General features: G+C 65.0%; 12 protein-coding genes. 9 read left to right on the top strand and 3 right to left on the bottom strand.

The genetic code is table 11. The features are described from left to right. Positions 1-11: 11 nt before the first annotated feature. From ileS to AC5WEY_RS23675, 4 genes are all read left to right on the top strand, one after another. A complete protein-coding gene (ileS, locus tag AC5WEY_RS23690) occupies positions 12-3,149 on the top strand; it encodes an isoleucine--tRNA ligase (RefSeq protein WP_495647775.1) in 3,138 nt (1,045 codons plus the stop codon). After that, positions 3,146-3,805, top strand: a complete 660-nt coding sequence (locus AC5WEY_RS23685; RefSeq protein ID WP_495647774.1) for a peptide deformylase — start codon at positions 3,146-3,148, stop codon at positions 3,803-3,805. The genes ileS and AC5WEY_RS23685 overlap by 4 nt, the downstream gene beginning before the upstream one ends. A gap of 59 nt (positions 3,806-3,864) precedes the next feature. Continuing rightward, positions 3,865-5,175, top strand: coding sequence for a DNA polymerase IV (locus AC5WEY_RS23680; RefSeq protein ID WP_495647810.1), 1,311 nt, complete (start codon positions 3,865-3,867; stop codon positions 5,173-5,175). 199 nt (positions 5,176-5,374) lie between these two features. Then, positions 5,375-5,863: a WKL family lipoprotein gene (locus AC5WEY_RS23675; RefSeq protein WP_495647809.1), complete on the top strand. Its 489-nt coding sequence runs from the start codon at positions 5,375-5,377 to the stop codon at positions 5,861-5,863. Positions 5,864-5,960: 97 nt separating this feature from the next. Here the strand turns inward: AC5WEY_RS23675 and AC5WEY_RS23670 are convergent, their stop codons facing one another. Together AC5WEY_RS23670 and AC5WEY_RS23665 are read right to left on the bottom strand one after the other, a co-directional pair. Then, positions 5,961-6,704, bottom strand: a complete 744-nt coding sequence (locus AC5WEY_RS23670) for a hypothetical protein (RefSeq protein ID WP_495647773.1) — start codon at positions 6,702-6,704, stop codon at positions 5,961-5,963. Beyond that, positions 6,701-7,672 carry a hypothetical protein gene (locus tag AC5WEY_RS23665; RefSeq protein ID WP_495647772.1) on the bottom strand — a complete coding sequence of 324 codons (972 nt, stop codon included), beginning with the start codon at positions 7,670-7,672 and terminating at the stop codon, positions 6,701-6,703. The genes AC5WEY_RS23670 and AC5WEY_RS23665 overlap by 4 nt, the downstream gene beginning before the upstream one ends. Positions 7,673-7,731: 59 nt before the next feature. On the opposite strand from AC5WEY_RS23665, the gene lspA reads away from it, so the two are divergent. The 4 genes from lspA to dnaE all read left to right on the top strand — a co-directional run bounded on the left by lspA (position 7,732) and on the right by dnaE (position 13,642). Beyond that, entirely contained in the window at positions 7,732-8,376 is a 645-nt protein-coding gene (gene lspA / locus AC5WEY_RS23660) for a signal peptidase II (protein WP_495647771.1), read from the top strand. After that, entirely contained in the window at positions 8,373-9,299 is a 927-nt protein-coding gene (locus AC5WEY_RS23655) for an RluA family pseudouridine synthase (protein WP_057476129.1), read from the top strand. The genes lspA and AC5WEY_RS23655 overlap by 4 nt, the downstream gene beginning before the upstream one ends. Further along, complete coding sequence (locus AC5WEY_RS23650) at positions 9,299-9,958, top strand: hypothetical protein (RefSeq protein ID WP_495647770.1); 660 nt, start codon at positions 9,299-9,301, stop codon at positions 9,956-9,958. Before AC5WEY_RS23655 ends, AC5WEY_RS23650 begins: the two co-directional genes overlap by 1 nt. A 147-nt stretch (positions 9,959-10,105) precedes the next feature. Beyond that, positions 10,106-13,642: a DNA polymerase III subunit alpha gene (gene dnaE / locus AC5WEY_RS23645; RefSeq protein ID WP_057476131.1), complete on the top strand. Its 3,537-nt coding sequence runs from the start codon at positions 10,106-10,108 to the stop codon at positions 13,640-13,642. Here the strand turns inward: dnaE and AC5WEY_RS23640 are convergent. After that, positions 13,613-13,879, bottom strand: a complete 267-nt coding sequence (locus AC5WEY_RS23640; protein ID WP_495647769.1) for a hypothetical protein — start codon at positions 13,877-13,879, stop codon at positions 13,613-13,615. The genes dnaE and AC5WEY_RS23640 overlap by 30 nt on opposite strands. Positions 13,880-14,044: 165 nt before the next feature. Here AC5WEY_RS23640 and AC5WEY_RS23635 point away from each other — a divergent pair, with 165 nt between their 5' ends. Further along, a complete protein-coding gene (locus AC5WEY_RS23635; protein WP_032379532.1) occupies positions 14,045-14,479 on the top strand; it encodes a nitroreductase family deazaflavin-dependent oxidoreductase in 435 nt (144 codons plus the stop codon). The last annotated feature ends 114 nt before the right edge of the window (positions 14,480-14,593 follow it).

Raw genomic sequence — 14,593 nt, 5'->3', positions numbered from 1 at the left:
AGGAGACAGAGATGACAGATTCGACCGCACGTCCCAAAGGCGATTCGTATCCATTGGTGGATCTGGCCGAGGGTCGGTCCGGAAGTGTTCCGTTCCCCGATCTCGAGCGCATCGTGCTGCACGAGTGGGCCGAGGACGGCACGTTCCGTGCCAGCATCGACAACCGCGCAGATGCCGAGGAATTCGTTTTCTACGACGGCCCTCCGTTCGCGAACGGCCTGCCCCACTACGGACATCTGCTGACCGGGTACGTCAAGGATCTTGTTCCGCGTTTCCAGACCATGCGGGGCAAGAAGGTCGAGCGGCGCTTCGGTTGGGACTGCCACGGTCTCCCCGCAGAGCTCGAAGCAGAGAAGCAGCTCGGCATCAAGGACAAGTCCGAGATCGACGAGATGGGCCTGGCGAAGTTCAATGCCTACTGCAAACAGTCGGTGCTGCAGTACACCGACGAGTGGCGGGACTACGTCACGCGACAGGCCCGGTGGGTCGATTTCGACAACGATTACAAGACGCTCGACGTCGACTTCATGGAGTCGGTCATGTGGGCGTTCAAGACGCTGCACGACAAGGGCTTGATCTACCAGGGCTACCGAGTGCTGCCCTACAGCTGGTACGAGCAAACCCCCCTGTCCAATCAGGAGACCCGTCTGGACGACGCGTACAAGATGCGTCAGGATCCCGCGGTCACCGTGACGATGCCGTTGACGGCACCCGGCTCACCGTTGGACGGTGCGAACGCACTGATCTGGACCACCACTCCGTGGACCCTTCCGTCCAACTTGGCGATGGCGGTTCACCCCGAGGTGCACTACGTGCAGGTGCGAGGCACCGACGGTGAGCGTTACGTGCTCGCCGCGGCGCGACTGGCGCACTACGCGAAGGAACTGGGGGAGGAGCCGGAGGTGCTGTCGGAGCACACCGGTGCCGAGTTGGTAGGACTCACCTACGCGCCGCCGTACGACTTCTTCCTCGGCCACGAGAACGCGCACCGCATGTTGCAGGCCGACTACGTCACCACCGATTCGGGCACCGGAATCGTGCACCTCGCACCCGCTTTCGGCGAAGAGGACATGGACGTGGCCACCGCGAACGGGATCGAGGTGGTGCAACCGCTCGATGCGGGCGGCAAGTTCACTTCCATGGTGCCGCCGTACGAAGGCCTGATGGTGTTCGACGCCAATCCGGTGATCATCAAGGATCTCAAAGCCTCGGGCCGCTTGCTGCGCCACGAGACCATCGAGCACTCGTACCCGCACAGTTGGCGTAGTGGTCAGCCGCTGATCTACATGGCGGTTCCGTCGTGGTTCGTCGCGGTGACGAAGTTCCGCGATCGAATGGTCGAGCTGAACCAGGAGATCACCTGGGTGCCCGAGCACATCAAGGACGGGCAGTTCGGTAAGTGGCTCGAAGGTGCACGCGATTGGAACATCAGCCGAAACCGGTACTGGGGCAGCCCGATTCCGGCGTGGACCTCGGACGATCCTGCCTACCCCCGTCTGGACGTCTACGGCAGTCTCGATGAACTCGAGCGCGATTTCGGCGTACGACCCAGCGATCTGCACCGGCCGTACATCGACGACCTGACGCGACCCAACCCGGACGACCCGACCGGTAAGTCCACGATGCGTCGCGTTCCCGAGGTGCTGGACTGCTGGTTCGAGTCGGGGTCGATGCCGTATGCGCAGGTGCATTTCCCGTTCGAGAACGAGGAATGGTTCCAAACGCACAACCCGGGCGATTTCATCGTCGAGTACAACGGGCAGACCCGTGGCTGGTTCTACACGCTGCACGTGCTGGCGACCGCGCTCTTCGATCGACCTGCGTTCAAAACTGTTGCCGCACACGGCATCGTGCTCGGCGACGACGGTCTGAAGATGAGCAAGTCCAAGGGTAACTACCCGGACGTCAAGGAGGTCTTCGACCGCGACGGCTCCGACGCCATGCGGTGGTTCCTGATGTCGTCGCCCATCCTGCGCGGCGGCAACCTGATCGTCACCGAGCAGGGCATCCGTGAGGGCGTGCGGCAGGCACTGCTGCCCATCTGGAATGCGTGGAGTTTCCTTCAGCTGTACGCCTCGACACCCGGCCGGTGGCGGACCGATTCGCCGCACGTGCTCGATCGCTACGTTCTCGCCAAGCTGTCGGCCACCCGCGACGCGATCACCGATGCGCTCGAGGGCAACGACATCGCCGGTGCGTGCGACGAGCTGCGCACGTTCTGCGATGCACTCACCAATTGGTATGTGCGACGGTCTCGTTCGCGGTTCTGGAGCGAGGATGCCGACGCGATCGACACCCTGCACACCGTACTCGAGGTGCTCACCCGCATCGCAGCTCCCTTGTTGCCGCTGATCAGCGAAGTGGTGTGGCGGGGCTTGACCGGCGGCCGCTCGGTGCACCTGACGGATTGGCCCGCGGCCGACGAACTGCCGTCGGATCCGGAACTCGTCGAGAGCATGGACGAGGTTCGTACCGTGTGTTCCACGGTGCTGGGTCTGCGTAAGGCCCAGAACCTGCGCGTGCGGTTGCCACTGCCCGAGGTCACGGTTGCCGCGGCCGATGCGGAGCGCCTGCGCCCGTTCGTCGACATCATCGCCGACGAGGTCAACGTCAAGAAAGTCGATCTCACCGAAGACGTTGCCGTGCACGGAAAGTTCGAGCTCGTCGTGAACGCACGCGCGGCCGGACCCCGGATCGGCAAGGATGTCCAGAAGGTCATCAAGGCCGTCAAGGCAGGCGATTGGGAAGAGGACTCCGACGGTGTCGTGAGTGCAGCAGGTATTGCGTTGCTACCGGAGGAGTTCACCCGCAAACTCGTTGCCGCGGAGCCGGAGTCGACGGCACCACTGCCCGGAAACGCCGGCCTGGTGGTGCTCGATTCCGCCGTCACCGAGGAGCTCGAGGCGGAGGGCTGGGCCAAGGACCGTATCCGCGAACTGCAGGACGCGCGTCGTAATCACGGACTCGACGTCTCGGACCGCATCGACATCGTCATCGAGGTGCCCGAGCACCGACAGGCGTGGCTGGACACTCACCGGGATCTGATTGCGCGTGAGGTGCTCGCACTCTCGCTCGTCGACGGACGTGTCGGAGACGACGGCAGTGATCTCGGTGAGGGAGTTCGGGCAGCGGTCACGAAGTCGTCGTGAGCGAAGGGCAGGTGACCGAGCAATCGGTGGACGGCACCGTCCGCGAGCTTCTGAACGGAGCCCGCGGCGGTGTCGTGCCGATCGTCGCCGCCGGTGATCCGGTTCTACGCTCGCGGGCAACCGCATACGACGGGCAACTCGACGCCGATACGTTCGCGGAGTTGATCCAGGTGATGCGGGCGACGATGCACGCCGCACCGGGCGTCGGGCTCGCTGCGCCGCAGATCGGCATCCCGCTGCAGATTGCGGTGATCGAGGATCTGTTCGACGTCGACCCGGCTGTCGCTCGGGCGCGGGAGCGAACCCCGCTGCCGTTCCGAGTGCTGGTCAATCCCCGGTACACCCCGGTCGGATCACGGACCGCCGGTTTCTACGAGGGGTGCCTCAGCGTTCCCGGCTACCAGGCCGTCGTGACCCGAGCAGCCGAGGTGCGGCTCGAGTGCACCGACGAATTCGGTCACGAGATCGACGAGGTGGTTCGCGGCTGGCCGGCCCGAATCGTGGCTCACGAGACCGACCACCTCGGCGGCACGCTGTATATCGACACCGCCGACACCCGATCTTTGACCACGACCGAGAACTACGGCGAGCTGTGGTCGGATCCGGCACCCGAACGCGCTGCTCGGGCGCTCGGCTTCACCGTCGACCCTCGCTGACCGTGCCGAACCTCGCCGACGACACCCTGCGGAGTCGCCGATGGGTGCTGCACCTGGACATGGATGCGTTCTTCGCCTCCGCCGAGCAACTGACTCGGCCCACACTCCGGGGCCGCCCCGTTCTCGTCGGCGGTGCGGGTGGGCGAGGTGTGGTGGCGGGCTGCAGTTATCAGGCGCGTGCGTTCGGGGCCCGCTCGGCGATGCCGATGCATCAGGCGCGTCGACTGGTCGGTGCGAGTGCGGTCGTACTGCCGCCGCGGTTCCCGCTGTACTCCGAGCTGAGCAGACGTGCCTTCGAGGCGCTTCGGGTTCGGATGCCCGTTCTGGAACAGCTCTCGATCGACGAGGCCTTCGGTGAGCCGCCCGAACTGGCCGGCGGGACGGTGGCCGAGGTCGAGCGGTTCTGTGCCGACCTACGTGCTTTGGTGTTGGCCGAGACCGGTCTGGTGGCCTCGATCGGTGCCGGATCGGGAAAACAGATCGCCAAGATCGCGTCGGGCCTGGCGAAGCCCGACGGAATCACCGTCGTCGCTCCGGGGATACAGGCCGAGCTGATGGCTGATCTGCCGGTGCGAAAGCTGTGGGGGATCGGCCCGGTAGCCGGAGAACGGTTGCGGCGCTTGGGAATCGATACGATCGGCAAGTTCGTGGCCACCCCCGAATCCGAGGTGGCATCGATTCTAGGTGCCACGATGGGGCCGAGCCTGCATCAGCTGGCGCGCGGCATCGACAACCGGGTGGTGGCCGAGCGCGCCGAGGCTAAGCAGGTCAGCGCCGAGACCACGTTCGCGCAGGATGTCATCTCGCTCGCTCAGCTACGGCCTGCCATCGAGGCGATCGTCGAGTCGACGCATCGCAGACTGCTGAAGGACGGTCGGGGAGCCAGGACGGTAGTGCTGAAGCTGCGCAAGTCCGACATGAGCATCATCACGAGATCGGCGACGTTGCCCTACGCGACCGTGGACAAGCACACCATCGTGGCCACCGCCCAGCGGCTGGCAGTCGATCCCGTCGACGTCGGACCGATCCGGCTGGTCGGCGTCGGTCTGGCCGGTCTGTCGGCCGTTCGGCAAGGATCGCTGTTCCCCGAGCTCGAACACGAACCGGTCGTGGACGTGGCAGCCGCGACGGAGGAGTCGGCGGCGCTGGTCGAGGCCGCCGCGGACGTCCTCGGTTCGGACGGCCCGCGGTGGCAGCCCGGCCTGGACGTCCGGCATCCTGAATTCGGTCATGGCTGGGTCCAGGGTGCCGGGCACGCGGTGGTGACCGTACGATTCGAGACGCGCACCACCGGGCCGGGGATCGCGCGTACCTTCGCCGAATCGGACGAGAACCTGGTCGTTGCCGATGTTCTCGACAGCCTGAAGTGAGTTGTGGCAGAGCTGTGGAAACTCTGTGAGGTTTCACAGGTAGGCGTTACGGGTTGTGTCTCGACCGATCCGAACTGACATAGTGGACTCCGGTCCGAGACGACCACTACCCGCAACGACCGACGAGTCACAGAACGATCGAGACGTGACTCAGAGTGAAAAGGACAAGCACTTGAAGCTTCGCAACACCCGACGGGCAATGGTTGCCGGTATCGCCATTGCCGGCGCACTGACTATGACCGCCTGCAGCTCCGGTGGCGACGAAACACCGACCGCGACGACGTCGGCTGTCACCACCTCTGCTTCTGCTCCCGCTCCCGCGGGCGGCGCTTACCCGCCGGCACCCACGGTCGAGGAGCTCAACACCCAGCTCATGCGTGGACTGGATCCCAACGTCCCGGTCGAGGAGAAGGCGGCTCTGATCCAGGGCGCGTCCGAGGACCCGGATCTGATCAACCAGGTCGCCGCGGCTGCTGTGGCCAACAACGCTCAGATCGAGATCACCAGCATCGACGACCTCGGCACCGGAGTTCTCAACGCGGGAATCACCATCACCCTCAACGGGCAGGCCAACCCCGGCACATTCCAGTTCGTCCCCGAGGACGGCGTGTGGAAGCTCTCCAAGGAGAACGCCTGCGGCATCGTTTCGCTCGCGCAGCTGACCAGCCCGGCGTGCCCCGCACCCTGAGTCCTGCCGATCGTCTCTGACCGAACCCGAACTGCCGGTGACATCTCCCCTGGGGGAGATGTCACCGGCAGTTCTTCGTTCGAGGGTTCGTTCCTACTCAGGCGCTCGGCGTGGCCGTTCGGATGCGGTTTGCAGCGGCCTCCGCCACAGCCGTGACAGTCGCGGGTTCGAGTCCACTCTGATCCGAGACGACGATCTGCACAACCGTCGAATCGACAACGGCCACCACGACGTCGGAGATCAACGTGAATCCCTCGCTGCTGGTGGTCAGACGAATGGAAGCGGACGCATCGCCGATCTGTGGCTGCTCGCGGCCTGCCAACGCGTACTCGACGCTCACCCCGTCCGCATCCGTGCCGGTGAACTCGGCGCATCCGGTCCACGCCTGCTGCACCGACGCGAACGCCTCTGCGGTCCCGGTCCCCGTGTAGCTCGCCGCGTCCTCGTCGATCGACGAGAAATTGGGACCCGAGAAGCGAGCCACCGCGGACGACGCCGCGCCGCCCAGTTGTTCCGAGACCGGGGCCAGTACGGCAGCGCATCCGGCCGGGTCGGTACTGGACTTGTCGGGTGAATCGTAGTCGGGGGCCGGGTCCAGCCCCAGGTCTCGGACCGGATCCGGAATCGAGGAGAAGCCGTCCGGCAGGTCGCTCGGGCCCAGCATCGATGCCGTCAGAACGCCGCTGTCGGTGATGGGCACGCCGAGCAGGGGATCGGGAGCGGCGACGGCTGCGGGTGCAGGTCCAGTGGCCTGCGACGGTTCGTCCGAGCTACATCCGGCGGCCGCGGCGAGTCCGACCATCGACAGCCCGGCCAGAAGACGTGTCGCGGTTCGTGTCATCGGTCACCCCAGGTGATCGAATCTCCGACCGTCTGCCGCAGCACTGTCGTGCTGTCCGGATCGGTGTACATCTGATCGCCACCCGCGGTGATCGACCCACCGACGGGAAGTGGCTGCGTCAGATCGATGTCCAGGGTTCCCGAGCCGGTATAGGTGTACGACGCGATGTTCAGCGTGCCGGAATTGTCGGGGAGGTTCCATACCGAAGATTCGGGCGTCTGCGTGATTGCGACGTCCACGGTCGCCCGGTCGCCGTCGAGGGCTCGCAGCGTGACGGTGGTGCGTTGGTTCAGTGTGATTCCGCTCAGCACCTGCTGATCGATGGTCCACACGGCACCGACACCGACTTCGGCGTCGGGAAAGGCGACCGAGCGGTACACCGCGGCGTTGAACGAGCGTTCGATCGCCGCCCTGGCGGTATCGAGCGCGGCATCGGCCGGCGTGATGTGCAACGCGGTGATCGCTCCGGAATCGGTGGCCGCCAGCCGCGCCGTCGAGCCCTCCGACGCGGACAGTGCATCGGTCAGTCCCTCGTCGGGAGACGTGGCAGCCCCGATGGTCAGGTCGATCGACCGCGTCGCGCCGGTCGAGGCGTCCTCTTCGGACACGGCATCGGCCGTCGACGCGCTCAGGGGCACCGTCAGTTCGGGACTGGAGAAGTCCTGCGCTGCACCGATATCGATCTGTTGTTGGACGCTGGACGTGGTCGTGAGGTCTATGTTCTGCGCGTCCGATTCGGCCGTGTCGAACGCCAGCACGCGTCGTGGCTCGGTACCGGGGTCGACGACGGTGGTGGTCGTCGGCGTCACCGCGATCGTCACCTCGTTCGTGGACGCCTGCTGCTCGGCTGCGGGTTCGGTGTCGGTACTCGAACATCCCGCCACCAGAGCCACCGCGCAGCATGCAGCGAGGAAACCGGCACGGACGGTGCTGGAGTGGACAGTGCTGGCGCGATCGGTCGACTTCACGGCCACCAGGCTACTGACAGCCCGTATCGCGCGACACGGATGAGTGTCCACCGCCGCCGATGCGCCATGATGGACGGGTGAGTGAAGACCGCGCCGACGACCCGACACCCGAGACCAGCGGTGTCTCGGCACCGAACGAGACCGCGGACGCGAAGGGGACCGACTCCGACAGCGCTGTCGCCAGGCCCGTGAAGCCACTGAAAACTCGACTGCTGATCGCCATCGCGGCGGTGATTCTGGTGTTCGATCTGGTGACCAAGATTCTGGTCGTGCACTTCGTGAAGCCCGGAAATCCGATCGAGATCTTCGGCGACGTGGTGACGTTGCGGTTGGTACGCAACCCGGGTGCGGCGTTCTCCATGGCCACCGGCATGACCTGGTTGCTGACGGTGGTGGCCGTCGCGGTCGTCATCGGTGTGATCAAGATCGGTCGTACCTTGCGGTCACCATGGTGGGCGCTGGGATTGGGTCTGGTTCTCGGCGGCGCACTGGGCAACTTGATCGACCGCTTCTTTCGCGCCCCCGGTCCGTTCCAGGGCCACGTCGTCGACTTCGTCTCGGTGGGCTGGTGGCCGGTGTTCAATGTCGCCGACTCATCCATCGTCTGTGGGGCGATTCTGCTCGTTGCGCTGAGCCTGTTCGGTTTCGAGCCGAACGGCGAACGGGTGACGAAGTCCGACGATCCGAAGAAGGCCGACTCATGAGGGAATCGCGTTCCATGCCGGTGCCCGACGGCTTGGACGGAATGCGGGTCGATGCCGGGCTTGCTCGATTGCTGGGGCTCTCGCGTACCGTCGCCGCAGCACTGGCCGAGGAGGGTTCCGTATCGGTCGATAGCGGTGCCGTCGGCAAGTCGGATCGTTTGGCTGCAGGTTCGTGGCTCGAAGTGACGCTGCCCGAGCCTGCGCGTGAGTTGACGATCGAAGCGGAACCGGTCGAGGGCATGGAGATTCTCTACGCCGACGACGACGTCGTGGCCGTGGACAAGCCCGTCGGTGTCGCCGCTCATGCCAGCGTGGGCTGGACCGGCCCGACCGTGATCGGCGGTCTGGCTGCTGCCGGGTTCCGAATCTCCACCTCCGGTGCACACGAGCGGCAGGGTATCGTGCACCGCCTCGACGTCGGAACCTCCGGGGTGATGGTGGTCGCGACGTCCGAGCGGGCGTACACCGTGCTCAAGCGCGCGTTCAAAGCGCGGACCATCGACAAGCGTTATCACGCTCTTGTGCAAGGACATCCGGATCCGAGCAGTGGAACCATCGATGCCCCGATCGGACGACACGGCAGCAACGACTGGAAGTTCGCTGTGCGCGCGGACGGCAAGCCGAGCGTGACCCACTACGACACCGTCGAGGCGTTCCAGGCCGCGAGTTTGCTGGACGTGCACCTGGAAACCGGCCGCACGCACCAGATTCGAGTGCACTTCTCGGCGCTGCGGCACCCGTGCTGCGGGGATCTGACCTATGGTGCCGATCCGCGCCTGGCCGAACGGTTGGGCCTCGAACGCCAGTGGCTGCACGCACGTTCGCTCGGCTTTGCGCATCCGTCCGACGGCCGCTGGGTGGAAATCGAGAGCAAGTATCCGGCCGATCTCGAACATGCCCTCGAGGTGCTACGGAAGGCGTGATGCGCGGATTCTCGGGCGTGGTCCGTCTCCTCACCGCCGCCCTTCTGGTGGTCGGGGGCCTGGCCGTCGTCGGGCACCTGAACCCGCAACGCCAACTGGGTGTCGGTACCGACCGGCTCGGTCCGGACAGCGGTGAGCAGGTCACCGACTACCTGGCTCGTGCCGAGACAAGCCTGCTCGCCGACGATGCCGAACCCCGCTGGGGCTCTGTGTCGTTCGATCGCGAACTCACCGCCGAACAGGCCTATGCCGCCGCGAACGACGTGCGCATCTCGATGGTGCTCTTCCGGGTACCGCTCGATCGCGTGCAAACTCCGATCCTCACGGTCGGCGTTCCGGGCAGTGAACGGTCGGTGCTGAACTCGACCGCACGCGCTGCCGGCCAGATCCAGGAATCGTTCGGCGCAGGGGACCGGCAGGCGCAGATAGAGGCCGTGTCGCAGCGCCGGCTGCTGGCCGGATGCGCGTGCGTGGTGACATTGGTGGTGCGGGGCACGCCGGCCGAGCTGAGCGAGGTGGCAGGCCGCGACGGAGTGCGAGCGGTGGAGGCGCTTCCGCCCGACGCGGTGTCCGGGAAGTTCGCCGTCGAGCCGTTGCTTCCGGAGTACGTCGACATCGTCGGACCGCTACCGGACGACGGGCCGATTCCAACCGAATGAGGTCAACTCCAGTCTCGTTCGTCACACGCGTCACGTCCTCCCAGGACACACCGACAGCTACGAAAATTCTGTCGGTTCCACCGCTTAGAGTGAGTTCATTCGCGGCTCGTATTTTCGAAAACGCGCGACCTTCAGGAGAGAACCTTCGTGGCCGATTCGTTCGTTCATCTGCACAACCACACCGAATATTCGATGCTCGACGGTGCCGCCAAGATCGGGGCCATGTTCGCCGAGGCGGCGCGGTTGGAGATGACGGCGGTCGGGATGACCGACCACGGCAACATGTACGGGGCCAGCGAGTTCTACAACGAGGCCAAGAAGGCCGGTATCAAACCGATCATCGGTATCGAGGCCTACATTGCCCCGGAGTCGCGGTTCAACAAGAAGCGCGTGCTGTGGGGCGATCGGAGCCAGAAGTCCGACGACGTCTCCGGTAGCGGTGCGTACACGCACATGACTATGGTCGCCGAGAACGCCACCGGCGTCCGGAACCTGTTCAAGTTGTCGTCACTCGCCTCGATCGAGGGTCAGCTCGGCAAATGGGCGCGCATGGACGAGGAGATCATCGCCTCGCACGCGGAAGGCATCATCGCCACCACCGGATGCCCGTCCGGGGAGGTGCAGACTCGGCTTCGTCTCGGTCAGGAGCGCGAGGCACTCGAAGCTGCCGCCAAGTGGCAGGAGATCTGGGGACCGGACAATTTCTTCCTCGAACTGATGGACCACGGCCTGTCCATCGAGCGACGTGTCCGCGAGGGCCTGCTCGACATCGGCAAAAAGCTCTCCATCCCGCCGCTGGCCACCAACGACTGCCACTACGTCACCAAGGACGCTGCCGAGAACCACGAGGCGCTGCTGTGCATTCAGACCGGTAAGACGCTGAGCGATCCCACCCGCTTCAAGTTCGACGGTGACGGCTACTACCTCAAGTCGGCCGCCGAGATGCGCGCACTGTGGGACGACCAGGTGCCCGGTGCCTGCGACAGCACGCTGCTCATCGCCGAGCGAGTACAGCCGTACGACGAGGTGTGGGCGCACCGAGACCGGATGCCCATCTTCCCGGTTCCCGAGGGTCATACACAGGGCACCTGGTTGCGTCACGAGGTCATGACCGGGCTCGAGCGTCGGTTCCCCGACGGCCCGGCCGAGGACTACCTCGCGCGGGCCGAGTACGAGATCAAGGTCATCCTCGAGATGGGCTTCCCGGCCTACTTCCTCGTGGTCGGCGACCTGATCAACCACGCCAAGGCCGTCGGCATTCGCGTCGGGCCGGGCCGAGGCTCGGCCGCTGGATCGCTGGTCGCGTACGCCATGGGCATCACCAATATCGACCCGCTGCCGCACGGTCTGCTGTTCGAGCGATTCCTCAACCCCGAGCGCGTGTCGATGCCCGATATCGATATCGACTTCGACGATCGTCGCCGCGGCGAGATGGTTCGCTACGCCACCGAGAAGTGGGGCAGCGATCGTGTCGCCCAGGTGATCACGTTCGGCACCATCAAGACCAAGGCCGCCATCAAGGACTCCGCGCGTGTGCAGTTCGGCCAGCCCGGTTTCGGCATCGCCGATCAGATCACCAAGGCGCTGCCGCCGCCCATCATGGCCAAGGACATCTCGGTGGCGGGCATCACCGACCCCGCGCACGAGCGCTACAAGGAAGCCGTCGAGGTCCGAGCGCTCATCGACTCGAATCCCGACGTCGCGACCATCTACAAAACGGCAAAGGGCCTCGAAGGCCTGATCCGTAATGCGGGCGTGCACGCCTGCGCGGTCATCATGTCCTCCGAGCCGCTCACCGACGCCATTCCGGTGTGGAAGCGCGCGCAGGACGGCGCGATCATCACCGGCTGGGACTACCCGTCGTGCGAGGCCATCGGCCTGCTCAAGATGGACTTCCTCGGCCTGCGCAACCTCACCGTCATCGGTGACGCGATCGACAACATCAAGGCCAACCGCGGAATCGACATCGACCTCGACGCTCTGCCGCTCGACGATCCTGCGACCTTCGACTTGCTGTCGCGCGGTGACACTCTCGGCGTCTTCCAGCTCGACGGAAGTGCCATGCGAGACCTGCTCCGCCGCATGCAGCCCACCGGCTTCGAGGACATCGTCGCCGTTCTCGCGCTGTACCGCCCGGGTCCGATGGGCATGAACTCGCACAACGACTATGCCGACCGCAAGAACGGTCGACAAGAGGTCAAGCCGATTCACCCCGAGCTCGAAGAGCCACTCAAGGTGATTCTCGGTGAGACGTACGGCCTGGTGGTCTACCAGGAGCAGATCATGCAGCTGGCGCAGAAGGTCGCCGGGTACACCCTCGGCCAAGCCGACCTGCTGCGTCGCGCCATGGGTAAGAAGAAGCTCTCCGAGCTCGAGAAGGCGTACGCCGGGTTCCGGCAGGGCATGTTGGACAACGGTTTCTCCGAGGCGGCCATCAAGGCCCTGTGGGACACCGTGCTGCCGTTCGCCGGTTACGCGTTCAACAAGTCGCACTCGGCGGGCTACGGCCTGGTGTCGTACTGGACGGCCTACCTCAAGGCGAACTACCCGGCCGAGTACATGGCCGGCCTGCTCACCAGCGTCGGCGACGACAAGGACAAGGCCGCGATCTATCTTGCCGACTGCCGCAAGCTCGGCATCACCGTGCTGCCTCCCGACGTCAACGAATCCGAGCTGAACTTCGCGTCGGTCGGCAAAGACATTCGGTTCGGCCTGGGTGCGGTGCGCAACGTGGGCACCAACGTGGTCGCCTCGATCATCAGGGCGCGATCGGAGAAGTCGAAGTACACCGATTTCTCGGACTACCTGGGCAAGATCGACGCCATTGCCTGCAGCAAGAAGGTCACCGAATCTCTCATCAAGGCAGGCGCTTTCGACTCGCTCGACCATCCGCGCAAGGGCCTGATGCTCATTCACGCCGACGCGATCGACGCAGTGATGGGCACCAAGAAGGCCGAGGCGATAGGTCAGTTCGATCTGTTCGGCGGCGAGGACGCCGACGAGTCCATCTCCGCGGTGTTCAACGTTCGGGTGCCGGACGAGGAATGGGAATCCAAGCACCGGCTCGCTCTCGAACGCGAGATGCTCGGCCTGTACGTCTCCGGCCACCCGCTCCTGGGCGTCGAGCACATGCTGGCCGCGAAGTCCGACTGCAACATCCCGACGATTCTCGAAGGTGACATCAAGGACGGCACTCAGGTCACCGTCGGCGGAATTCTGGCTTCGGTCAACCGTCGGATCAACAAGAACGGTCTGACGTGGGCGTCGGCTCAGCTCGAGGATCTGGCCGGTGGTATCGAGGTGCTGTTCTTCCCGCAGGCGTACTCGGTGTTCGGTGCCGATGTCACCGAGGACTCGGTGGTACTCGTCAAGGGTCGGGTGTCGGTGCGCGACGACCGGGTCTCCTTGATCGCGAACGACCTTGCGGTGCCCGATCTTTCGGCGATCGGTATCGACAAGCCGCTCGCGGTCAGTTTGCCGACGCGGCTGTGCACGGCGGACAAGGTCGGAGCCCTCAAACGAGTCCTGTCCAGCCACCCGGGAACCTCGGATGTGCACCTTCGGTTGGTCAGCGGTGACAAGATCACCACGATGAAGCTGGACGACAGCCTCCGCGTCACGCCGACATCGGCGCTGATGGGAGACCTGAAGGCGCTACTGGGACCCGGCTGCCTGACCGGGTGACGCAGGTGCCGTCGGGTGTAGCTCGGTGAGGCGCAGCGTCCACCAGGCCGCGACGGCAAGTGCAGCGCCGGCGAGTACCGCTGCGTGCAGCGAGCCGGAGAGGACGAGTGTTGCGACGAACACGAACGAACCCAGCGCCAGGGCCTCGAGTTTGTAGACCGGCCACGCGATGCCTGCCACGTCGACGCTGCGCAGGGCGGTGGGTCGATGGCTCATGCGGGTGCTCGTGAAGGTCATCGCGTTCTCCTCTGCTGCGCCCGGTGTGGTGATGATTCGGGTGTCCGGTGCGTGAAGTTCAGACTATACCCATCGAAAGATTCGGTTCACCGAACTTGACCGTCGGACCAGGCAATGTCGTCGATCTCGTGGCGTCACGCGCCCGGGAGGTGTTCACTCGAAGTCATGCCATTGACAGGAGAATACGAACCGAGTTCATCCGACTGGGCCCGTGAGCAGGCCGAGCGTTACGAGAACTCCGGCGGGACCGAAGGCACGACGATGAACGGGATGCCGGTCGTGTTGCTGACCACCAAGGGGAACAAGAGCGGCAAGCTGCGCAAGTCGCCGTTGATGAGGGTCGAGCACGACGGCGAGTACGCCATCGTGGCCTCTTTGGGCGGAGCCCCCAAGCATCCGGTCTGGTATCACAACGTCAAAGCCGAGCCGCTCGTCGAGTTGCAGGACGGAACCGAGAAGCACGACTACGTCGCTCGCGAGGTGACCGGCGACGAAAAGGCCGTGTGGTGGGAACGCTCGGTCGCGGCCTACCCCGATTACGCGGACTACCAGAAGAAGACCGATCGCGAGATTCCCGTCTTCGTTCTCGCGCGCGTCTGAAGGCGGTATCGCGCGCGTCTGCCCACTCGTTATTCGGATGCCCACCTGTCCAGCTGGGTATCCGAATATTCGGTGGGCACACGCTGAAGATCAGCACCGGTCGGCGCTCACCCG

The organism is Rhodococcoides sp. S146-33 (assembly GCF_059489205.1).
Note: the sequence above shows the minus strand (reverse complement) of the source record. Positions and strands in the feature narration are given on the sequence as shown.

Bases quoted from the DNA above. Each gene is read 5' to 3' on its own strand.
- AC5WEY_RS23640 (WP_495647769.1), bottom strand. From the start codon at position 13,879: ATGACCTTCACGAGCACCCGCATGAGCCATCGACCCACCGCCCTGCGC.
- AC5WEY_RS23650 (WP_495647770.1), top strand. From the start codon at position 9,299: ATGCGCGGATTCTCGGGCGTGGTCCGTCTCCTCACCGCCGCCCTTCTG.
- lspA (WP_495647771.1), top strand. From the start codon at position 7,732: ATGCGCCATGATGGACGGGTGAGTGAAGACCGCGCCGACGACCCGACA.
- AC5WEY_RS23680 (WP_495647810.1), top strand. From the start codon at position 3,865: ATGGATGCGTTCTTCGCCTCCGCCGAGCAACTGACTCGGCCCACACTC.
- AC5WEY_RS23655 (WP_057476129.1), top strand. From the start codon at position 8,373: ATGAGGGAATCGCGTTCCATGCCGGTGCCCGACGGCTTGGACGGAATG.
- ileS (WP_495647775.1), top strand. From the start codon at position 12: ATGACAGATTCGACCGCACGTCCCAAAGGCGATTCGTATCCATTGGTG.
- AC5WEY_RS23635 (WP_032379532.1), top strand. From the start codon at position 14,045: ATGCCATTGACAGGAGAATACGAACCGAGTTCATCCGACTGGGCCCGT.
- AC5WEY_RS23670 (WP_495647773.1), bottom strand. From the start codon at position 6,704: ATGACACGAACCGCGACACGTCTTCTGGCCGGGCTGTCGATGGTCGGA.
- AC5WEY_RS23675 (WP_495647809.1), top strand. From the start codon at position 5,375: ATGGTTGCCGGTATCGCCATTGCCGGCGCACTGACTATGACCGCCTGC.